Origin of the sequence: Flagellimonas sp., from assembly GCF_965233845.1 — a bacterium.
Taxonomy (GTDB): Bacteria; Bacteroidota; Bacteroidia; order Flavobacteriales; family Flavobacteriaceae; genus Flagellimonas.
In genome coordinates this window covers 1,840,928-1,861,575 of record NZ_OZ247584.1, presented here as the reverse complement: position 1 = coordinate 1,861,575, position 20,648 = coordinate 1,840,928, and the positions used below count along the sequence as shown (strand labels likewise).

The 20,648-nt window shown below is 42.5% G+C and carries 21 protein-coding genes; 10 read left to right on the top strand and 11 right to left on the bottom strand.

What is annotated here, in order from left to right:
* Window positions 1-18: 18 nt before the first annotated feature.
* The gene (locus tag ACO6S0_RS08125; protein ID WP_422351482.1) at window positions 19-480 is read right to left on the bottom strand and encodes a (2Fe-2S)-binding protein; all 462 of its coding nucleotides are present in this window, start codon (window positions 478-480) and stop codon (window positions 19-21) included.
* Window positions 481-660: 180 nt separating this feature from the next.
* On the opposite strand from ACO6S0_RS08125, the gene ACO6S0_RS08120 reads away from it, so the two are divergent.
* Window positions 661-1,749 carry a vWA domain-containing protein gene (locus ACO6S0_RS08120; protein ID WP_422351481.1) on the top strand — a complete coding sequence of 363 codons (1,089 nt, stop codon included), beginning with the start codon at window positions 661-663 and terminating at the stop codon, window positions 1,747-1,749.
* A 70-nt stretch (window positions 1,750-1,819) separates the two neighbouring features.
* Window positions 1,820-2,773 carry a 3-keto-disaccharide hydrolase gene (locus ACO6S0_RS08115; protein WP_422351480.1) on the top strand — a complete coding sequence of 318 codons (954 nt, stop codon included), beginning with the start codon at window positions 1,820-1,822 and terminating at the stop codon, window positions 2,771-2,773.
* A gap of 5 nt (window positions 2,774-2,778) precedes the next feature.
* On the opposite strand, the gene ACO6S0_RS08110 is transcribed toward ACO6S0_RS08115, so the two are convergent.
* A complete protein-coding gene (locus ACO6S0_RS08110; RefSeq protein ID WP_422351479.1) occupies window positions 2,779-3,381 on the bottom strand; it encodes a 3-keto-disaccharide hydrolase in 603 nt (200 codons plus the stop codon).
* A gap of 164 nt (window positions 3,382-3,545) precedes the next feature.
* On the opposite strand from ACO6S0_RS08110, the gene ACO6S0_RS08105 reads away from it, so the two are divergent.
* Entirely contained in the window at window positions 3,546-3,713 is a 168-nt protein-coding gene (locus ACO6S0_RS08105; protein ID WP_161991901.1) for a hypothetical protein, read from the top strand.
* Here the strand turns inward: ACO6S0_RS08105 and ACO6S0_RS08100 are convergent.
* The 5 genes from ACO6S0_RS08100 to ACO6S0_RS08080 are packed head-to-tail and all read right to left on the bottom strand — an operon-like array spanning window position 3,710 to window position 8,657.
* Window positions 3,710-5,161, bottom strand: coding sequence for a M14 family zinc carboxypeptidase (locus ACO6S0_RS08100; RefSeq protein WP_422351478.1), 1,452 nt, complete (start codon window positions 5,159-5,161; stop codon window positions 3,710-3,712). The two genes, ACO6S0_RS08105 and ACO6S0_RS08100, sit on opposite strands and share 4 nt — an antisense overlap.
* Before the next feature lies 1 nt (window position 5,162).
* Window positions 5,163-5,825 (bottom strand): peptidoglycan recognition family protein, encoded by a 663-nt coding sequence (locus tag ACO6S0_RS08095; protein ID WP_422351477.1) that lies wholly within the window; start codon window positions 5,823-5,825, stop codon window positions 5,163-5,165.
* A gap of 11 nt (window positions 5,826-5,836) precedes the next feature.
* On the bottom strand, window positions 5,837-6,271 hold the full coding sequence (locus ACO6S0_RS08090; protein ID WP_422351476.1) for a 3D domain-containing protein: 435 nt from the start codon (window positions 6,269-6,271) through the stop codon (window positions 5,837-5,839).
* Window positions 6,264-7,754 (bottom strand): FG-GAP repeat domain-containing protein, encoded by a 1,491-nt coding sequence (locus tag ACO6S0_RS08085; protein ID WP_422351475.1) that lies wholly within the window; start codon window positions 7,752-7,754, stop codon window positions 6,264-6,266. The genes ACO6S0_RS08090 and ACO6S0_RS08085 overlap by 8 nt, the downstream gene beginning before the upstream one ends.
* A gap of 21 nt (window positions 7,755-7,775) precedes the next feature.
* Window positions 7,776-8,657 (bottom strand): pirin family protein, encoded by an 882-nt coding sequence (locus ACO6S0_RS08080; protein ID WP_422351474.1) that lies wholly within the window; start codon window positions 8,655-8,657, stop codon window positions 7,776-7,778.
* Between the two features lie 49 nt (window positions 8,658-8,706).
* On the opposite strand from ACO6S0_RS08080, the gene ACO6S0_RS08075 reads away from it, so the two are divergent.
* Window positions 8,707-10,041, top strand: coding sequence for a serine hydrolase domain-containing protein (locus tag ACO6S0_RS08075; RefSeq protein WP_422351473.1), 1,335 nt, complete (start codon window positions 8,707-8,709; stop codon window positions 10,039-10,041).
* A gap of 199 nt (window positions 10,042-10,240) precedes the next feature.
* Here ACO6S0_RS08075 and ACO6S0_RS08070 read toward each other — a convergent pair whose 3' ends face one another.
* Entirely contained in the window at window positions 10,241-11,359 is a 1,119-nt protein-coding gene (locus tag ACO6S0_RS08070; RefSeq protein WP_422351472.1) for an ATP-grasp domain-containing protein, read from the bottom strand.
* Window positions 11,360-11,380: 21 nt separating this feature from the next.
* Window positions 11,381-12,226, bottom strand: coding sequence for a 1,4-dihydroxy-2-naphthoyl-CoA synthase (locus tag ACO6S0_RS08065; RefSeq protein ID WP_422351471.1), 846 nt, complete (start codon window positions 12,224-12,226; stop codon window positions 11,381-11,383).
* 157 nt (window positions 12,227-12,383) lie between these two features.
* Between ACO6S0_RS08065 and ACO6S0_RS08060 the strand changes: the two genes are divergently transcribed.
* From ACO6S0_RS08060 to ACO6S0_RS08035, 6 genes are all read left to right on the top strand, one after another.
* On the top strand, window positions 12,384-13,364 hold the full coding sequence (locus ACO6S0_RS08060; protein ID WP_422351470.1) for an NAD(P)-dependent alcohol dehydrogenase: 981 nt from the start codon (window positions 12,384-12,386) through the stop codon (window positions 13,362-13,364).
* A gap of 27 nt (window positions 13,365-13,391) precedes the next feature.
* Window positions 13,392-13,841, top strand: a complete 450-nt coding sequence (aac(6'), locus tag ACO6S0_RS08055; RefSeq protein ID WP_422351469.1) for an aminoglycoside 6'-N-acetyltransferase — start codon at window positions 13,392-13,394, stop codon at window positions 13,839-13,841.
* A gap of 118 nt (window positions 13,842-13,959) precedes the next feature.
* The gene (locus ACO6S0_RS08050) at window positions 13,960-14,388 is read left to right on the top strand and encodes a DUF1801 domain-containing protein (protein ID WP_422351468.1); all 429 of its coding nucleotides are present in this window, start codon (window positions 13,960-13,962) and stop codon (window positions 14,386-14,388) included.
* A 145-nt stretch (window positions 14,389-14,533) separates the two neighbouring features.
* Window positions 14,534-15,487 (top strand): hypothetical protein, encoded by a 954-nt coding sequence (locus ACO6S0_RS08045; RefSeq protein ID WP_422351467.1) that lies wholly within the window; start codon window positions 14,534-14,536, stop codon window positions 15,485-15,487.
* A gap of 88 nt (window positions 15,488-15,575) precedes the next feature.
* Window positions 15,576-16,961, top strand: coding sequence for a sulfatase (locus tag ACO6S0_RS08040; protein ID WP_422351466.1), 1,386 nt, complete (start codon window positions 15,576-15,578; stop codon window positions 16,959-16,961).
* The gene (locus ACO6S0_RS08035) at window positions 16,951-17,451 is read left to right on the top strand and encodes a nuclear transport factor 2 family protein (RefSeq protein ID WP_422351465.1); all 501 of its coding nucleotides are present in this window, start codon (window positions 16,951-16,953) and stop codon (window positions 17,449-17,451) included. The genes ACO6S0_RS08040 and ACO6S0_RS08035 overlap by 11 nt, the downstream gene beginning before the upstream one ends.
* A gap of 10 nt (window positions 17,452-17,461) precedes the next feature.
* Here ACO6S0_RS08035 and ACO6S0_RS08030 read toward each other — a convergent pair whose 3' ends face one another.
* Window positions 17,462-18,697, bottom strand: a complete 1,236-nt coding sequence (locus tag ACO6S0_RS08030; protein ID WP_422351464.1) for a glycosyltransferase — start codon at window positions 18,695-18,697, stop codon at window positions 17,462-17,464.
* A gap of 266 nt (window positions 18,698-18,963) precedes the next feature.
* Window positions 18,964-20,475: a DEAD/DEAH box helicase gene (locus ACO6S0_RS08025; protein WP_422351463.1), complete on the bottom strand. Its 1,512-nt coding sequence runs from the start codon at window positions 20,473-20,475 to the stop codon at window positions 18,964-18,966.
* Between the last annotated feature and the right edge of the window lie 173 nt (window positions 20,476-20,648).

Genomic DNA, 20,648 nt, shown 5'->3' with positions numbered 1-20,648 from the left:
GTAAACGTTGTGTTGGAATCAGCCCATATTCTCAGCAGCCGTCAAAACTGCTTTCTTGATTCGGGTGTAAGAAGCACATCTGCAAATGTTTCCGTGCATGGCATTTTTCACTTCCTCCTCCGTCGGATTCGGGTTGCTTTCCAAAAACGCGGTCGCAGTCATAATCTGACCGGCTTGACAATAGCCACATTGCGGTACATCCACTTCTTTCCAAGCTTGCTGTACGGGATGCGATCCATCTTCGGATAGTCCTTCAATGGTGGTAATGGACTTTCCATCCACCTGGGCAAGGGTCAGGGAACAGCTTCGCATTGCGGTTCCATCTACATGAACTGTACATGCACCGCACTGCCCTATTCCACAACCATATTTTGTGCCCACTAGATCGAGATGATCCCTGAGCACCCACAATACTGGAGTGTCCTCGGCCACATCCACTGTTTTGGACTCCCCGTTTACTTTGATTTGATACGTTGGCATAGTTGAATTGAATTGATTGATATTAGAAAGATTCTGTTGAAGTTACCAAAAATTGACTGGACTGGTTTTTTTTTAACAGGAGCGCACTTTTTTTAACTTTTCTTTAATGGTTATGAGCAATTTGAAAATAATTTTCAAGGGATTTGTGCGTTAACCAATCAGAACCTCAAACTTTTGAAAATGAAAATTCCTTTCAAGATTTTTCCTGTTTACCTTTTTGTTTTGTTGATCGCATCTTGCGGAAATGCCGATGACGATGTCAGTTTTGATATCAACCATCAAGAATTGGGGCTTGGGGCGGAGCCGGACAATTGCCTCGGTTTTGAAGACAATGAACTATTGCTGTCCATCCAGGATCAATTTACCACCCTACCGGGTAAGGTCTCCATATTATTTAGGGTATCCGATGTGCTTGGAAATCCCATTTCGGGATTGGAAGCCAACCAGTTTACCATCTATGAACAAGGGCGGAACGATGATTGTTTCAATACGATTTCATCTTCGGAGTCCTTGGCGCGTATTTCTCCTAATTCCCAAGTATTCAGCAACAACACCTTGTTGATTTTGGATTTGAGCAACAGTGTTCTTGAAAACAGTCTTGATGAGCTTAAAACGGCATCAACGAGTTTTATAAACAATGTAATGCCAAGTCCCGAAACGGAATCTTTTAAAATGGGAATCTATTGGTTTGACGGGGAGGATGAACTGCATTTGCTCAACGATCTCACCTCTTCATCCGCAGAATTGGTCAATGCCATTTCGGGCATTACCGCGGATATCAGCAACGATCCTTCAACAGATTTATATGGAGCGGTCATAAAAGCTACCGACAAAGCGGAGGAATTGATTCAAGCCAACAATCAGCAAAGTGTAATTGGAGCTGCGTCTGTTGTCCTATTTACGGATGGAACGGATCAGGCGTCTCGCTATACGGAAGAATCCGCCTTGAAGGCTGTAACTGATGCAGATCGGAATATTTCTTTCTTTACCATTGGCCTTGGAGCCGAAATTGACACGGAAGTTTTAACTGATATTGGACGCACAGCTAGTGTTTTTGCAGGAAACAAGGAAGAACTGGAAGCTACCTTTACCCAGATTTCGCAGCGCGTATCGGAACAAGCCAATAGTTTTTATCTTTTTGAATATTGCACCCCTAAACGAGATGGAAGTGGAGATAACAACTTAGTGATTCAATTGACACATTCCGGGCTTCAAGGTGCCGTGCAAACCAAGTTCAGCGCCACTGGGTTTACTGGAGGATGTGAATAGTTTTTTGAAAGACTTCGCACTTACAGATTCTGATTTATCTGTATCTTTCGCATCACTAAAATTTAATATCATGATTTCTACCTCTAAAAGATGGGCTGTCCTCGGTATTGCCCTACTGCTCTCATCACTAACATTCGCCCAAAAAGCAAACCCCTTGGAAGGAAGATGGGATTTGGAAGTGGAGTTCAACGGCAAAACCGTTCCTTCTTGGTTGGAGATTAGAAAATCTGGGGTGGCTACTTTGATAGGTAGGTATGTATCCTACAATGGAAGTGCTCGACCCATAGCAGAAGTAGTTACCAAGGACAACGGATTTTCATTCGTGATTCCCCGTCAATGGGAACCTGAGGGGCAAGACATGAAGATTGAAGGGAAATTGGATGGAGACGCTTTAAGTGGAACAATGACCTATACTGATGGATCTGTGCATTCTTGGGAGGGAGTAAAATCTCCAAAAATACCTTATAACGAAAATCCAGATTGGGGTGAAACTAGAGATTTGTTTAATGGTAAGAATCTTTATGGATGGCATAATAGTGACATAAGAAAAGGCGAATGGTCGGTCAAGGATGGCTTGCTTACTAACTCCAAACCTGGCTCCAACTTAATTACCAATGAGAAATTTCTGGATTTTAAGTTACATGCTGAATTCCGTTTCCCTGAAGGGAGCAACAGTGGCATCTATCTTCGTGGTAGATACGAAGTACAGATTGCCGACAACGCTGGACTGGAGCCCTCCGATATCTATTTTGGCGGAATCTATGGATTTTTGGAGCCCAATGAAAATGCGGCCAAACCTGCCAATGAATGGCAGACCTACGATATCACCTTAATTGGTAGACGGGTGACCATTGTGGCGAATGGCAAGACTATCATAAGTGACCAAACCATTCCCGGTATCACCGGTGGAGCCTTGGATAGCAGGGAATGGGAACCCGGGCCAATCATGATCCAGGGAGATCATGGCCCGGTTGAATTCCGAAGTCTTAAGATAACCACAGTGAAACCACCCCAATCTAAATAAGGCACTTATTGAAGAGGCTTCAACTTAATATTTCTCCATTTTACTTTAATGCCTCCTCCGTCATGGATTTGAAGGGCTATCGCTCCTTCGCCTTGTCCAATTTTTTTGTCGGAAATATGAACCATTTCAACTCCGTTGAGCCAGGAAGTAACGCTTGGGCCGTTGGCAACTATTTTTAAGGTATTCCATTCCCCCATTTTCAAGGCCTTTTCCTTTTCTGCATCCGGCTTGATCAGCCAGCCGCGACCATAGGATTCATAAATACCTCCGGTGTGTCTGTTGGGGGGAGCTACTTCTACCTGCCAACCTGATACCTTGGTTCCTTCAAACGTAGAGCGAATAAAAACACCGCTATTACCATCACTTTCTTGCTTGAACTCAAGGGTAAGCTCAAAATTCTTATAGTTTTTCTCCGTACTCAAATACCCGTATTCAGCTTTTGGCCCACTCTCGCATACCAACAATCCGTTTTCCACGTACCATTTTTCGGATCCATGATTGATCCAGCCATCCAGGTTTTCCCCATTGAAAAGGTCAATGGTTTGCTGCTGGGAATTTCCAATAAAGCAGGCAAACAATAGGGCAAATAACAAAGTGTAATTTCTCATGATTTTGAATTCAGTTTTTAACATTGAAGGCTTGAAGGTAGGAATTTAGGCATGCAAAGCGCTTTTGACGGTAGGGTTTTTAGACCAACAGTTGTTCTAATTATACAGACAACAACTAATTGCATCCCAATAACTAAGAAGAAGTTTAACTCAAACAAAATGTCATGGATGTAGTAAAAGAAATAATCAGAAACAGCGCAATTGGCCCATTTTCCAAAAGATTTCAGGGAATGGTGCTCTCCTTGTTCGCTTCCATTGTTTGTACCCTGTTCATTATGCTTGTGCTGCTATTGCGATACGGATCGGAAACCAATATCCAGTTTGGATACTAGCGATACATTAAACCGTTCCCAAAATTCTGATGTTCCAAATCTTGAGACAAATCCAGTAGAAATCCATTGATTACGGCATGTGTGATGACACCTTCCTTTTCCAAGAAGAACGTAGGGTTTTGTCCCACCGCCAATTTAAAACCGGGTAATTGAAAACCCAATTGGATTTGGTTGATGGGGTCGCTTGTAAACTCATTGGAACTTATTTTTTTGGATGACAGATATCCAATCCCCTGCTTTAAAGTACCCAAGATGCCCCCAAGATTTTTGGGTTCACCCTGAAAAACATTGGGTGGCACTATGGTATATCCTGATGCATCAAAAGTTTCATACCCATAATAGGTAGAGAGATCCCCTTGATCTACAATGATGCTTTTGTAGTAGAAGTCCTGATGTCCCTCCAAATCCACTTCCCGTCGATGAATACCAAGATCCAAAATATAATCGTTGCCCAAGAGCTTGTAGGTTACGTTTTCCAGTTTTAGGTCAAACAGTTTACGGTCATTTCTTGGAATCTTTTCGTAATCTTCAATGGGGATGTCCAAATAGCTTTCTTTGGCTATGGTGTACAAGGCCGACAAAATGGAAACGTAGTTTAGTTTTCGGATTTCCTGTTTTTCCACATCATTCCGGTAACCTCCAGATTCAATCAAAATTAAGCTGGTGCCCCATTTTGCAATATTGTCTCCAAATGCCCGTGGCTCAAAGTCATCACTATAGCGCCCTACTTGCCCTGGGGCGTAGTTTTGGATGATGCTATTCATATAAACAATGACTTTCATGGCGTTGGAACGAACTTCATTGATGTCTTTTTCATAATTATAGGCCGTTGCCAAATAGGAAATGGTAGCAGGCTTGTCCGTAAGCTCTGCATTATAATAGGTACTTTGATCGTGTAGGTTGAAGCCAAATTTGGCATCCAAGCTATCCCTGATCCGTTTTAAGGTTCGTCCTTCTGGAGATTGTAAACGCAAGGCATCCCTATTGATATCGATTCCTAACGCATTGCGTCTTTGGTACACCTCTGCTCCATCTGGATTAAGCATGGGCAGAAAGTGAAGTTTCAATTTCGATAAAATCTCCTGTTTTTCATCTTTAAAATCAGGGGCGTCCAGAAAATTCAAGATATCAAAAATGGACTGGGTAGCCGTGGGCTCATCGCCGTGCATTTGGGACCATAAAAAAATGTTTTGATCGCCGCTTCCGATACTAATTAGCTTCAAATCCCGCCCTTCAATGGACTCCCCTACTTTTTGAACCTCAAATTTTGGATTGGCATCAAACCTTTGAATCAGTGGCTGTAACTGATCATACTTAATTCGCCTCTTGTTAAGCGTGGGCTCTTTGTAGGTTTCGTAGGTTTCATAAAGTTTGGAGGTGATAGTTTCTTGGGCTTGGCAATTGACGACTAGAAACCAAATAAAGACAACAGCAATGATTCTAAGCATATTATTGTTTTGTGGGTATCGGTTTAAAATTAAATCTTTTTGTGGCCTTACGTACCTTTTCCATAAAACCAGTCCCGGGGTCGGTTTTTTCTGTACGATAACCATCATCTACTTCCAACCATAAAGGGTGATTTTCAAAATGGGTGTATTCATAGTGACCGATGAGGTAATCGATGTTGTATTTGCCTGCCAAATACTCAACCAAATAAATATTGGACTTCAACTGTGCCTTGGTCAAAGGAGTTTCTGCCGTGCCCCCTACATTTTCCACTCCAATAGCACAATGGTTAAGGCCAATGACATGTCTGGCCATGGTGGTTTCATCCATCAACCTGTAAATGGTTCCATCCCTATCAATCAAAAACTGCGTGGAGACATTCAACCCGCTTACGCCTTTAATATCGGGTCGCCAATTGGGCAAGGTCGGATTTTCAAATGCCTCAAAAGAGCCCTGTAACGTTGGGATGGCCGTCCAGTGGAGCACAATCATTTTTGGGACAATTTCCGGGATGTCTTGCTCCAAATTATACCGCTGTTTCAAATATTCTTTGGTGAGGGCTATCCGCTCCTCATTAAAAACAATCGGTTTATCCTTAATTTCCTTTGTAGCAGAGCAAGCATTGAGTATCACTGCTAAAATCAATAGTCCAATTTTATTACCCATTTGGTTCAATTTTAATTTTGATTGGATGAATCTGCACTTATGGCATAGCATATGTTCAAGCGTTGTTTTCCCCATTCCCTTGCTTTTCCAATGTCGTTTCCCATGTAAATATCAATCCTGTTCTTCCACCTTCTGTGCATTTTATCTTTTACATAAAATGTATCTGGAAAAGTATCTATCAACACCATGGTGTTGCGTTTTAATCCAATTTTAAGCAAATCCCTTGAAACCGCAACGCATTTCATTCCCGGTTTTAAGGTGTCGCCCCAAGCTGCAATATTGGGATTGCCTTCGGTTTGCCAGGATACAGAATTGTAGGCGGAAACAACCACTTCATGACCATACCATTGATAATTATCGACGACCGCTTCCTTCTTTAAGGTTTGGCCACCTCCATAACATCCAACGACCCCTAAAATACCTAATATGTATCGGAATTTATTCAATCAGTTTGTTTTCTAGAATAAGCAGGTCCACGTTGTCTTCCTCCCATTGTTTGGACAATGTTTCCGGAACCGGGGTGAAAACATAGGTAAAGCTACTCAAAACAATATCCTCATCTCCATCTTGATCCGTATCCAAGGTATCCATCAAGAACCAGCGGCCTACGTTTGGTTTTTCAAGAATTTTAGTGGAAAAATCAAAATTAGCTGCATCCAGGTTATCCAAATAAACAAAAGACAGTTCCGGCGCATTTGCATAATCCGGAAAGCTACTGATCAACCCAAAATCCAAATCCCCATCGTGATCAAAGTCCCTGGCCAGCACTCTGGTAGCGCCATACAAAGGATAAAAATAAGCTTCGGAAAATGAGTTTGTACCATCATTTAGGTGGATTCGCATACCGTGATAGGGCTTGTGAACATAGGACTTGTCCGCATTGTCTCCATTAACGGTGATAATATCGTCATAGCCGTCCTTATTGTAATCCACCAGCTCAAACCAACTGCTTCCGTATACCGGGCTGAACTCCAACACCTTTTCTGCCCTAAACTTTAGATTTTCCGTTTGATACAGTATCATAATACTTTCGTTTCCCTGGGAAGTAAGGGTAATTAGGTCCAACTTTCCGTCCTTGTCCATATCCTTGCAGAGGGTACGGATACAACCTGACTGGTTGAGCAAGGTCTGTTTTTGGTATTTGCCCGATTGCTCTTGAATCAAGATGGATAACTTTCCCGTTTCGTCACCGAATTCGCTGACCACCATCTCAACTTTGCCATCACCGTCTAAATCTTCCATTAGGGTATGCACAGGTCTATGCAACACATGATTGATGGGATGTACCTCTCCATTTGTTTTGGAAATGAGCTTGCCATGTTCCTGCTCGGAGGGGTCAAGTATCCCCACTTCAGTAATGATTTCCAGGGAATCGCTCTGGTTATACCAGGTTATGGGTGTACTTCCATTAAACAAGGTGTCAATAATTTGACTTTTAAAGTCATAGGCATTTAACTGCCCCTGGATATCCCCATAGAAAATCTGATTTCCATTCTCTGAAGCCTCCAAATAGGAAATTAATGCCCCATTTTGATTATCCAAGGCAATGGTTGTTGGTTCGAATGAATCCAGAAATTCAGAAGGTGTAATTTTATTGGGCTCCAGCTCTTCGGGTGCCATTTCCACAATATAGTTTTCCAACAAAATCCAATCCGCCAGTTTAATTTTTGGGCGAAATCCTGACTGCACTTGGAATGGGTCTCGATGCATTTCTTCAATTTCCATTCTCGAAAGCATATCGGGGAGCACGCCATTTTTCCATATATCCTTGGGTAAATGTTCAATTTTGGGCAACATATGGCAACTGGCGCAGTACTGTTGGTACAATACCACCTCCCTATTGGGTTTTTCAGGGGTGCAGGAATGAAAAATAAAACAAGCTGAAAACAAAATTGGTGTGAACTGGAGCGCTTTTCGAATGCTGGTCATTTACTATGCTTGATTTGCAATTTAGAACCCGTGCTTGGGCAAGGGTACATAGGTATTATCATTGGGCATCATGGGAAAGGTTCTATTGGCCCAAGCTGTTCTTGCAGCATTGATTTTCTCCTTGCTTGAGGAAACAAAATTCCAATAGATATGTCTTTCCTCAGGAAAGGCTTGCCCACCAAACAACAACAAATGAGAATCTGGGGCCACCACAATGTTACAGGTGTCTTCCACCTTGCTCACCAAAATGTTGCCTTTCCCCACTTGTTCTCCGCAGGCTTCGATGCTACCCTTATCAATGCAAATTCCGATTTCTCCCTTAAGCTTGCCATTTACATTCAACTCAAATGTTTCACTGGTCTTTATTTCCACCATAAACAAGGGGGAATAGGTGGGCACTGGCGACTTTTTATTATAGCCCTCTCCAGCAACCAAAGTAAATTCCGCCGAGCCCTCTGTCCATTTGGGAAGTTCCTTATTTGGAATATGGTGAAAAACGGGATCCATATCCTCCAAATGTTGGGGCAAAGCTACCCAAATCTGATATCCCTGGGCCAAAAAGGTGTTTCCATTTCTAAGATGCGAAGGAGTACGTTCGGTGTGCGACACCCCACTTCCTGCAGTCATCCAATTTACCGAACCCGGTTGGATCAGCTGTTCCGTGCCTATACTATCCCGATGCATGACTTCCCCATCAAAAAGATAGGTCAAGGTGGAAAGCCCTATATGAGGATGCTGGTCCACATCCATATATTTGGTTGGCCCAAGCGTTGTAGGCCCCATATGATCAATAAAAATAAAGGGGCCAATCATTCTTTTCTTGCGGAAAGGTATTAATCTCCCCACCAAAAAGTCCCCAATATCCCGACTTCGTTCTTCAATGATCATCCCTATGTTGGACATATAGTAAATGTTTATATTTAGTTCCAGAAATTTACGATAAATCTTAATCATGAAACTACTTAAGCGCATTTTGATACTGCTACTCCTAGTGATTGGTGTAGTTGTGTACCTGAATTATCCCAAATTGACCATTATCTCTGGTTATGCATCCAAGAATATGGCATCTAGTGTGTTTGTGGCCGAAAGGTCTGCAGCCTCCATTACCCAAAACGACAACAATGTACCCCTGATCAAACTGGCCAATACGGAGGTGGACACGCAGGAAAAATCAGCCAGTTCCTCGGTATATGGGCTAATGGAGCGCAAAGCAGTGTATAGGGAAGGCTTGGGCACAGTCTTGGTAAATGATGATTTTGACCCAAACGCCTCCAACTTCAAACCTAACAGAATACAACATCAGGATACCACTCCTTATCCTTATGGGCAGGCAGCACCCTTGGATTCAATTTTTTCTGAAATTGACCAAGACCAGCTCAACCAAGCAATAGCCATGGCCTTTGGTGATCCCGAGGTTCAAAAAACAAGAACGCTGCTGATTCTCTACAAAGGGCATTTGATAGCCGAAAAGTATGTAGAAGGTTTTACAAAGGACACCCCAATTTTGGGATGGTCCATGACCAAGAGCGTGCTGGCCACTTGCTATGGAGTTTTAGAGCATCAGGGGAAATTGGAAATGAGTTGGCCTGCTCCCATAACCGAATGGGAAAAGGACGACCGCAAAGAAATTACCTTGAACCATCTGATGCGCATGCAAAGTGGATTGGAATGGGATGAGGACTACTCCAAAATTTCGGATGTAACCAAAATGTTGTTCTTGGAAAGTGACATGACCTTGTCCCAACGAGAAAAACCCTTGGTTGCTCCACCTACGGAGGTTTGGAATTACTCTTCGGGGACTTCCAACCTGCTCTCCGGGATTTTGCGGCAACAATTTAGAAGCCATCAGGAATACCTGGACTTTCCCTATAAAGCTTTTATAGACAAAATTGGGATGCATTCCATGGTCTTGGAAGCGGATATTGCCGGGAATTACGTTGGTTCTTCCTATTCCTGGGCCAATACCAGGGACTGGGGCCGGTTTGGTCAGTTGTATTTGGACAAGGGGCATTGGAATGGTGAGCAGATTTTTGATGAAGGTTGGGTGGATTACATCACCAAACCCACTATACATTCCGAAGATCAGTACGGAGCGCATTTTTGGTTGAATGCTGGAGGGAAGTATCCCGATGTACCCAGGGACTTGTTTTCTTGCAATGGATATCAAGGACAATATGTTTTTATGATTCCATCCAAAGACTTGGTTGTTGTTCGTACAGGATTGGCAGAAGAACCAGAGTTTGATGTTAATGGTTTTCTTTCCGCTGTCGTAAAAAGCGTGCAGTAAATCGAGGAAATGTGCTAAAAAGAAGGGCTAACCACAACAAAAGGGCACTTCACAACAATAATTTCCTTTCCGGGAACACTGGTGGTACATTTACCATGTAATAATTACGTAAGTAAATTTTTTCATTTTCATATAGTGTTCTCGTAAAAGAGTCTTGACCCAAGTGGCAAGGCTCTTTTTAGTTTGATACACTACCTCCCTACACAGCAGAATTTGCCTTGCTCATAAGTTTTGCAAGCAAAACCATTGGATCTTTAAGAAAATACCGAATGGGCGTATGATTCCAGATGTGTTTAAATGCCAAAACGGTCAAAGGCTTTTTCCGCATTTTGAACTTAAATCCCCGAAGATTATAGTAATTCATTTCGCTGTATTGCCTTTCTCCCAGGTCATTGCCCAATACCGATTGAATTGCCAGATAAGGAAAATTGACACCAGCACGCAAAGACGCCAGTAAGGTTGACCAATAGCGCCCATTGACTTCTATGACCAAAATTCTGTCATTTACAGTGTCATATCTCAAGTCTATTTGGGCAACCCCATTCCAATGCAATGATTTCATTAAGCCTGAAACCACGGATAAAACTTCTGGGTCATGCATTATTTGTATCCCATTGGGCGGTGCGAAATTGCGTTTGTCCCCCAGAATATCTTTTTGAATGGTATGCGCAATTATCTCGCCTTCCTTGCATAGCACCCCACAGCCAATATCATATCCAGCTATGTACTCCTGAAACAAAAACTCCCCACTATCATTGGTTTCTTCTTTACATAGCTTTTGCAGTGCTCCCTTTTCCTTTAAAAGCACTATCCCCTTCCCCATCCCGGTTTCTGTTACCACGTGTGGCTTAAACAAGAGCGGAAAACGAAAATTTTCATAATCCGGCAATTTGCAATCTGAGATTGCATAGGAAAGAGGTGCCGGTATGTTATTGTGCTCCAGATGCTTGGCAAAGGCAATTTTATTGGTAACTATACTTAAGGAGTTTGCCGGAGGTAAATCAACGAGTTTTACATTCTTGGGTAAACGCTGTTTATTCGAAGATAAAAAGTGAATTAAACCTTCCTGTATGGGAAGAACGATGTCAATTCCCAGCTTTGCGCAAAGATCGTTTATTTTTTGCCCAAGTTCTTCATTCGTTGTTTCTGATGGACATATGGTGACGCTCTTGATGAAACGGGAATGCTTATAAAACTGTTTTTTTTGATTTACTATAACATGGATTTCAATACCCTTGGATTGAGCTAGGCAATACAGGATTCTGTCAAAGACCCCTGCTCCGGCATCCGGAATTAAAACCGCTGTCTTTTTCTTCATAAAGATTTTTGGGTAGTAGGTCTAAGGAATCCAATTATTCTTACCAAAATTGGGCTTTCGTTTTTCCAAAAACGCGTTTCTGCCCTCTTTGGCCTCTTCCGTCATATAGGCTAAACGAGTGGCTTCCCCGGCAAATACTTGCTGCCCAACCATGCCATCATCTGTCAGGTTCATGGCAAATTTGAGCATTTTAATGGACGTTGGGGACTTGGCCAAAACCTCCTGGGCCCACTCATAGGCGGTGGATTCCAATTCGTCATGCGGAACAACTGCATTAACCATTCCCATTTCATAAGCTTCCTGTGCAGAGTAATTTCTACCCAAAAAGAAAATCTCACGGGCCTTTTTCTGACCTACCATTTTGGCCAAATATGCCGAACCGTAGCCTCCGTCAAAACTGGTCACATCAGCATCGGTTTGTTTAAAAATGGCATGTTCCTTACTGGCCAAGCTCATATCGCAGACTACGTGAAGACTATGTCCCCCACCAACGGCCCAACCAGGCACCACGGCAATCACCACCTTGGGCATAAAACGAATAAGCCGCTGTACTTCCAAAATGTTCAGTCTGTGATATCCATCTTCTCCCACATATCCTTGGTGTCCCCTGGCTTTTTGATCACCACCGCTGCAAAATGCCCATTTTCCATCCTTGGTTGATGGACCTTCTGCAGAAAGTAACACAACCCCAATGGAGGTATCTTCTTGGGCATCATAAAATGCTTGGTACAGCTCACTTGTAGTCTTGGGCCTAAAGGCATTCCTAACATTGGGGCGGTTAAAGGCGATACGGGCGACGCCATCGCACTTTTTATAGGTTATATCTTCAAATTCGATGGCAGTCTGCCAGTTCGGTGTATTCGTCATTCAATAAAGATTTGCCCAAAGATAAATAGATTAAAAAAATTGTCATTGAACGTGACATCTCACTGACATACCATCTTTCCTTAAAATATACGCTTCCCAATTTTGTTGTTTGTCAATGGTTTTTGGATTGGTGTAAAATTTCTCATCTTCGTATACCATGAAAGCTATTGTTCAAACTTCCTATGGTCACCCCGAAAGAGTACTCCAACTTCAGGAGGTGCAGACTCCGCTGCCCAAAGCAAATGAAGTTCAAATCAATATAAAAGCCACCACCATCAATGATTACGATTGGGCCGTGGCCACAGGTAAGCCCTATTTGTATCGTTTAATGTTTGGCCTCCTCAAACCCAAAAAGAATGTTCCGGGAATGGAATTGGCGGGTGTGATTTCCAAAGTTGGGGAGCAGGTAAAAGACTTTAACATTGGAGACAGGGTCTTTGGGGATATTTCCGAACATAATTTTGGGAGTTTTGCAGAATACATCTGCCTTTCTCCCGATGCAATCAGGAAAATACCGCCCAAAATGGGTTTTGGGCAAGCTTCTGCCCTCCCCCATGCCTCCTTGTTGGCCTTACAGGCCTTTGATAAGGTAAACTTAAAAGAAGGGCAGAAAGTCTTGATCAACGGAGGTGGCGGTGGGGTTGGTACTCTTGGACTTCAGCTGGCCAAACTTAAAAACTGCGAAGTTACGGGCGTAGATTCTGGTGATAAATTGGAAGCCATGCTACAACTAGGGTTTGATCATGTCCTGGATTACCAAAAAGAAAACTTTACCAAAACCGGAAGCCGCTACGATGTTATTCTGGACTGTAAAACCCGCCAGTCTGCATTCGCCTATAGAAGGGCGTTAAAACCCAACGGAAAATACATTTCCATTGGTGGCAAGTTGGGCCGTCTCGTTCTCCTGTTAATTTTGGGTGGGATTTTATCCAAACTAAGCAAAAAAAAATATCAGATATTGGCGCTTAAAGCCAATTTGGGATTGGAACGGATTGGAGAACTATATGTTCAAAACAAACTAAAACCTACCATTGATGGCCCTTATTCCCTTGAGGACATTCCAAGGCTGGTCCAATATTTTGGTGAAGGAAAACACAAAGGAAAAATTGTAATCATTCTAAATGGTTTCCGACCATGATATTGGATTGTTCATCTTTATAATCAAATGAGTGCTTTTACCATTACCACCTACCAAGAACAGGATTATCAGGATTGGAAAGATATGACCTTAAAACTGTTTAAGGATTATCCTGTCGAAAGGATTGAAAGAGGTTTGAAATCCATTCTTAAAAAATCAAATCAGCAGACTTTTATGGCCAAGGATTCTGACCTTGCCGTAGGTTTTGTGAGCACCTCCCTGCGGGTTGATTACGTTGAAGGATCTACAACTTCTCCTGTGGGCTATGTGGACATGGTTTATGTAAAGGAGTCGTATAGAAAACATGGTTTGGCCAGACAACTCTTTGAACAGGCGGAAGCTTGGGCCAGAACTAAAGGTTGCACCGAAATAGGCTCGGATACTTGGCTTTGGAATACCAATGCCCAACAATTCCATGAAAAAATGGGGTATAGTAAAGAAGAGGTGTTGGTACACTATATAAAGCCTATCAAATAATAGCACGGGACGAACTTTTTAGGCAACCCTGTTGTAGCCTACTTTGGTCATTTTTTTTTGAATTGCCCGGATTTCGATAAAATCACCGAAATTAGTGGTAGGATCAAAAGTCAAAACCATGGCCAAATTACTAGTGTCAACCCATCCGGAATTTGAAGCTAAAATGGAATCATATCCTGAAGTGGTTAAGCCCAAGATGCAGGCATTAAGGACGTTGGTGCTGGAAACCGCGAGAGCATCTGAGACCATTACTAGATTGGGGGAAACCCTTAAATGGGGCGAACCCAGTTTTGTGACCAAACAGGGAAGCACCCTTCGGATGGATTGGAAACCCAAGACCCCAAATCAATACGCACTTTACTTTCAATGCACCAGTAAATTGGTGCATACCTTCAGATTGGTTTTTGCCAATGACTTCGCATTTGAGGGAAATCGGGCTATTTTGTTGCCTATTGATGCCGCGCTACCTACAGAAGAATTAAAGGCATGTATACAGGCTACACTTAACTATCATAAAGTAAAGCATTTACCAACGCTTGGCCTTTAATCACCCAACTTAACTTGCTAAATATTAGTGTTTTGTCTGCTAAATTTAGTATCTTAGTAAGCAATCCCTTACAGTTCCCCTAGTTTTTAAATGTTTGGTCCGAAAACCAGGCTTGTCGCTACTTCAGACCACTAAAAAGGATGTCATGAAAACGTTATTAAATGGCATGGGAACCCATAGGGTACTTTCATTATTGTTGGTGTCCCTAGCCCTCTTTTGTCTGTCCTGTAAACCAGAGAAGAAAACATCTGCCGATCCTTCAGAGATGGAAAAGGTAGTGGAGGTCATTACGGAGAACATGGACTTTCAAATGGCAGACACCATAAACTCGGGGTGGAATACTTTTCGGTACAAAAATTTATCCCCACAGACCCATTTTATCCTTGTGGATAAATACCCTCCAGGTAAAACTGCCGAGGATGCAGAAAAAGTGATAGGCCCCATATTTGATGCTGGGATGAAGCTCATCACTGAGGGTAAAACAGATGAGGCCATGGAGACCTTTGGCCAATTACCAGAGTGGTTCAGTGAGGTGGAATTTCTTGGGGGTACGGGATTACTGTCACCTGGTAAAACTGCAGAGACCACACTATATCTAGAGCCAGGCAATTACATTTTGGAGTGCTATGTAAAAATGGGCAACGGCATTTTCCATACCTCTATGGGTATGACGAAGGATTTGGTGGTCTCGGAACAAAAATCGGGAAACCAGGAACTAAAGGCCAATATCAACTTGAGCATCTCCAGTACCACAGGTATTTTTACAAAGGATTCCATTGTGGGCGGACTCCAAACCTTTTCGGTACATTTTGTGGATCAGATGGTACATGAAAATTTTGTGGGTCATGACATTAATCTGGTTAAGCTTGGAAAAGATGCCAATATGGAAGAATTGGAAAACTGGATGAACTGGGCCAGTCCTACCGGGCTCATAGAGCCAGCACCCAAAGGGCTCACCTTTTTGGGCGGGGTAAATGATATGCCTGCAGGTCGTACAGGATATTTTACCGTCCAGTTGGACCCCGGAAGCTATGTACTCATCTCCGAAGTTCCCAACCCCACTTCCAAGGGCTTGTTGCGAACTTTTTCCATTAAGTGAATGAATTCTTAGCACAAGGCAAGCAAGAATTATTCTGGTTGTAGGTTTTGCTTTCTTCAAAATATGGACTAATATCACGTCCATGAAAATGAAGTCACTTCTCTTGGTATTTTTGGCAGGGTTCATTTGCTCTTGTTCCCAAAAAGAAAATGCCCCAATCCAGCCAAACATCGTATTGATCAATATTGACGATATGGGATGGAAGGATGTGGGTTTTATGGGCTCGGAATATTACGAGACTCCCAATCTGGATGCTTTGGCCCAACAGGGCATGGTTTTTACCAATGGCTATGCATCCGCGGCCAACTGCGCTCCTAGCCGCGCCTGTTTAATGACGGGGCAATGGACTACTAGGCATGGTATTTATACCGTAGCCAGTTCAGAAAGGGGAAACCCCAAACATCGAAAACTTATCCCGACTAAAAACACAACTACCCTAGCTAATGAGCATACTGTTTTTCCACAGATTTTACAACAAAACGGGTATACTACATGCCATGCCGGCAAATGGCACTTAAGTGATAACCCTTTGGATTTTGGTTTCGATAAAAATATTGGTGGTGGGCACAATGGGCATCCCAGCAGTTACTATCCGCCCTACAAAAATGTAAAAATTGAGACTGGGAAAAGTGAGCATCTAACGGACTTGGTCATGGAACAAACGGTAGCTTTTGTGGATTCAGTAAGTGGACCTTTCTTTTTATACTATTCCCCTTATGCCGTTCATACACCCATCCAACCAATAACGGCCTTACTAGGTAAATATGAAAACAAATCAGCAACCCATGGGCAATACAATCCGGCTTATGCCACCATGGTGGAAAACTTGGATAGGAACATAGGTTTGCTCCTATCAAAACTCAAGGAAAAAGATCATTTTAAGCATACGCTTATAGTTTTTACCTCAGATAATGGGGGATTGTATGGAATTACCCAACAAAAACCCTTACGAGCGGGCAAAGGCAGTTACTACGAAGGAGGTATCCGGGAACCTTTCTTTTTTATTTGGAAGGATAGGATTCAGCCTAACACTAAAAATGATGTGCCCATCACTAATCTGGACCTGTTCCCTACTCTTCTGGAGGCTGCAGGTATCGATTACCAGGAGCAATCTCTTGACGGAACCAATGTATTGCCCATTTTATACGGTTCCGAGGGGCAACTGGAAAGGGAGTTGTACTGGCACTTCCCCATTTATTTACAGGCGTATGATGTTGACAATAATGAGAATCGGGATCCTCTATTTCGAACACGTCCAGGTTCGGTGATTCGGGACGGGGATTGGAAACTGCACTACTACTTTGAAGACCAGGGAATGGAGCTCTACAACCTAAAAGAAGATATTGGAGAGCAACGTAATCTTGTATTGGAGTATCCTGAAAAAGCCGAAGAACTACTGGAGCAACTTAAACTATGGTGGGAAAGCACCGATGCGCCCATTCCATCAACCTTAAATCCTGATTATGAAGAATAGCATGCATCTTTTCTTTTGGCTTATAATGGTATTGAATATTCCATTGAGTTCATGCCAAACTGAGGAACCGAATCCCAACAAAGAAATAGTTGCGGAATTTTTCAAAGTGTTCAACAAACGCCAAGATTTTGAGCGCTTTTTGGACTTTTATAATGATACTGCGGTTTTGGAAGATATCATTAATGGAGACCGAATTGAGGGCAAACAGGCACTAAGGAGTTTTTTTGATTGGTCCAATCCAGACTTTGAACTTGTTGAAGAAAGTAGTTTGGTGGTTAAGGAGATAACGGTTGATGACAATAGAGTTGTTGTTAGTGGTTACTTTACCCCATTCAAATGGGGCGATACAGAATTTGAAGCCATGCATTTTACCACGCTGCTTACCTTAAACGAGTCCGGTAAAATCATAAAACAGGTGGATTGGATCAACTATCCATCAAACCTGGTCAATTACAATACGCGGAAAAATTCCAACACGTGGTTAAGGTAGGGCTTCATCCCTATTTCTTGTTTTTCTCCTCTATCCACTTCCCCATATACTTGGCAGCGGCCAAACCTTGTTGTTGTAGCATTCTCCCTATGAGGTTGTCGCTACGATGCTGTTCCAAATGCTTCTGTACTTCTTCTAAATCCTTTTTTAGCGAACTTTGGATTTTGGATTTTGGAAATTGATTTGTGAGTATTTCCAATCCTTGATTTTGGGCATCTTGCCATTTAGATGTGTCTGTATATAGCTCTATGGCCGATTGGGAAAAACTTTGCCAATCTGTGCATATGGCCCCGGACCAGGCAAGATCGCCATGTATACCCTCCGCTCCTATGGGTGTGGTCACGGAAGGCGTGCCATTCAACATGGCATCTACCAATTTTCCTTTGGTGCCTGCTCCAAATTGTATGGGTGCCAAGAGCACTCTAGAACTCTGGAGTGCTGCATCCAAATCTTCTACCCAGCGCTTAACAACAAAACCTTCTTTGGGATTGTGCATTTCCAATACCTGCTGTGGCAAATAGGCTCCATAAATACAAAGTTTCGCTTCAGGCAAGCTCTGATGGACAATGGGCCAAATGGTTTTTTTCAAAGTTTTTATGGCTTCCACATTGGGAGGGTGTTTTCCGTTGCCCACACATACAAAATCCCTTCGCTGGTCAAAATTCGGCCAAGATGCCAGTTCCTCCTCCCTGGGCGCATTCAGCATAAAAGGGAGATATTTTAAGAGATTTTCAGGAACATTGGCCTCGTGAGTCAATAGTTGCATTTCAAAGGCGGAAATCATAAGCGTTAAATCTGAGCGGTAAATACTGGCCATCTCCCGCAAGGTCATGGGATGATTTTTCCAATACCCCTCCTTGAATTCCTCCCCTTTTTTAAAACATTCTTCCCGGAACTTTCGCAATGAATGAAGGTCTTCGGTGTTGAGTACCCTTACCGCTTCAGGCGCAAACTCAGCTACCCGCCATCCAAATTGTTCCTCCGTCATGAAGCGGTCAAAAACCACTACGCTCGGCCTTAGTTCCTGGATAAAATCATCAAAACTGGCATGGTTCAGTTGAAATGCAACCTGCCTAACTCCAATTGTCTCCAAATCCAAGCTAAATGCTGTCCTAGCCGCCACACAACCAAAAGTCACATCATATCCAAACTCCAAAAACGCGTTGATCAATTGCAACATCCGCTTCCCTGCTGCCGTGGTCGTGGGCTCAGGCCATACGTGTCCTATAATGAGGATTTTGTTCACTTTGTTCAGTAACAATGATCAATTAACAATTGGCAATGTACAATAACGGGCTGGTAAATTGCACCCTCAAGTGGACTATTAATGTGATAAGAGTTAAAGGTTAACGGTTATTCGGTTAATAGTAAAGGGTAGGCTGTTGGATGTTTACTATGGGAAAAAATCTAATATCCATATTCTCAAGTCTAACATCTAATATCTACTATCTCAAATCTAATATCTGCTATCTCAAATCTAATATCTATTGTCTCAAGTCTAACATCTGATATCTACATAAGTGCCGCAAATTTCTTGGAAATGCTGGAGCGGAGTTTTCGCTCGTAATCTTCTTCCAGCCACTCCTTGTAGTTCTTGGTATTGTTCATGATGCAGTAGGAATATTGTCTTACCCTATACGCAATTTCCTCCTTGAGTTCCTTGGCCAAAATTCGGGCATCAAAGACATCTTCACTGTTTTCCACACAGATATTGGCATGCTGCTCAATGCTCATTTCCAATACTTCCTTGGATTTTTTTCCTTGGGCAAAGACCTTTTTGTACTCTTCTTTGATGTCGAAAGTGATAATTTCCGATTTACTGAATTTGGCCTTTAGCTCCTCGGGCATTTCATACACAAATTCCCGTTCAATGTCCTCGTCATTCTTGATGTTCTCCAGATAGAAATCAGGAAAGTGGAAAATTTCCTGCCAATCCACAGGGGCATCCCATGGCCCAAAACGGGCAATATTGTTCCCCAAGTCAATTACAGAAAACTCATCCTTATTTTCCAGGATTCGAGACCCCCTACCGATCATTTGGAAATACAAGGTTAGTGATCGGGTTGCCCTGTTCAGGATGATGGATTGCACCGAAGGTTCATCGAAACCTGTGGTCAAGATACTTACCGAGGTTAAAATCGCTTCTGGGGTGTTGGCAAACCAATCCAGGATTTCACGCCTTTCGTTGGCCGTATTCTTGTTATCCAGATGTCGGATGTTGTACCCCGCCTTTTTAAAGGTTTCATACACATAAAGGGAAGTGCTGATACCGTTATTGAAAATCAGCGTCTTGGTTCCCTTGGCCACATCCTCGTAAGCTGTCAGCAACTTGCCAAGCATGCTATGGTTGCCGTAAAACTCATCGGACGATTTTACGGTATAGTCCCCGTTTATACCAAGCTTTAAGGTACGGAGACTTACATCATAATTATAGAGATTGGCCTTGGCCAAAAACCTTTTTTCAATCAAGGATTTTATGGACTCCCCAATGATCAGATGCTTGTAATTGTCCTTCATGGGAAGTTTGATATTGGAACTTAAAGGCGTAGCCGTTACCCCCAGAATGGTAGATTCCTCAAAATATTTAAAGAGTTTTCTGAAGGAGTTGTAGTGCGCCTCATCTATAATCACCAATCCAATGTTGTTCAGCTTTACCTTCTCTTCTTGAAGTCGATTATTTAGGGTCTCCACCATGGCCACAAAGCACATATACTCATCTTGATCATAGAGCTCCTTTACTTCGCTGTTGATAATTTTATTGGCCACACCAAAGCCGTGCAACATTTTGGAAGTTTGTCCGCTCAACTCGATTCTATGCGTGAGTACAATGACCTTTTTACCCGTTTCCTGGGTGTATTTTCGGGTAATTTCGGAAAAGACCACGGTCTTCCCTCCTCCCGTAGGTAATTGGTACAGGATATTAGTGCCTTGAGGCAGCTCATTGATGTGTTTGAAAATCTTTTTTAGATCTTCTTGTTGGTAATCGTATAAGTTTTTTTTGCTAACGGCTTTTTCTATCTCCAACGGAAAATATGGATTAAAGGTTCCAAAATATCAAACCTTACAAAATTAGGAGTTTTTTACACTTGGGTTGGACAATGTGGTCGCATTTCTTTTAAAATACTATCAACAATTATCTATACCACTGATAATGAATCACTTTACCGTTTGCTAATAACATTTTAATAACAATAACA

Excerpts from the sequence above, each read along its gene's own strand:
- ACO6S0_RS08125 (WP_422351482.1), bottom strand. The coding sequence starts at position 480 with ATGCCAACGTATCAAATCAAAGTAAACGGGGAGTCCAAAACAGTGGAT.
- ACO6S0_RS08120 (WP_422351481.1), top strand. The coding sequence starts at position 661 with ATGAAAATTCCTTTCAAGATTTTTCCTGTTTACCTTTTTGTTTTGTTG.
- ACO6S0_RS08115 (WP_422351480.1), top strand. The coding sequence starts at position 1,820 with ATGATTTCTACCTCTAAAAGATGGGCTGTCCTCGGTATTGCCCTACTG.
- ACO6S0_RS08110 (WP_422351479.1), bottom strand. The coding sequence starts at position 3,381 with ATGAGAAATTACACTTTGTTATTTGCCCTATTGTTTGCCTGCTTTATT.
- ACO6S0_RS08105 (WP_161991901.1), top strand. The coding sequence starts at position 3,546 with ATGGATGTAGTAAAAGAAATAATCAGAAACAGCGCAATTGGCCCATTT.
- ACO6S0_RS08100 (WP_422351478.1), bottom strand. The coding sequence starts at position 5,161 with ATGCTTAGAATCATTGCTGTTGTCTTTATTTGGTTTCTAGTCGTCAAT.
- ACO6S0_RS08095 (WP_422351477.1), bottom strand. The coding sequence starts at position 5,825 with ATGGGTAATAAAATTGGACTATTGATTTTAGCAGTGATACTCAATGCT.
- ACO6S0_RS08085 (WP_422351475.1), bottom strand. The coding sequence starts at position 7,754 with ATGACCAGCATTCGAAAAGCGCTCCAGTTCACACCAATTTTGTTTTCA.
- ACO6S0_RS08080 (WP_422351474.1), bottom strand. The coding sequence starts at position 8,657 with ATGTCCAACATAGGGATGATCATTGAAGAACGAAGTCGGGATATTGGG.
- ACO6S0_RS08075 (WP_422351473.1), top strand. The coding sequence starts at position 8,707 with ATGAAACTACTTAAGCGCATTTTGATACTGCTACTCCTAGTGATTGGT.
- ACO6S0_RS08070 (WP_422351472.1), bottom strand. The coding sequence starts at position 11,359 with ATGAAGAAAAAGACAGCGGTTTTAATTCCGGATGCCGGAGCAGGGGTC.
- ACO6S0_RS08065 (WP_422351471.1), bottom strand. The coding sequence starts at position 12,226 with ATGACGAATACACCGAACTGGCAGACTGCCATCGAATTTGAAGATATA.
- ACO6S0_RS08060 (WP_422351470.1), top strand. The coding sequence starts at position 12,384 with ATGAAAGCTATTGTTCAAACTTCCTATGGTCACCCCGAAAGAGTACTC.
- ACO6S0_RS08050 (WP_422351468.1), top strand. The coding sequence starts at position 13,960 with ATGGCCAAATTACTAGTGTCAACCCATCCGGAATTTGAAGCTAAAATG.
- ACO6S0_RS08045 (WP_422351467.1), top strand. The coding sequence starts at position 14,534 with ATGAAAACGTTATTAAATGGCATGGGAACCCATAGGGTACTTTCATTA.
- ACO6S0_RS08040 (WP_422351466.1), top strand. The coding sequence starts at position 15,576 with ATGAAGTCACTTCTCTTGGTATTTTTGGCAGGGTTCATTTGCTCTTGT.
- ACO6S0_RS08035 (WP_422351465.1), top strand. The coding sequence starts at position 16,951 with ATGAAGAATAGCATGCATCTTTTCTTTTGGCTTATAATGGTATTGAAT.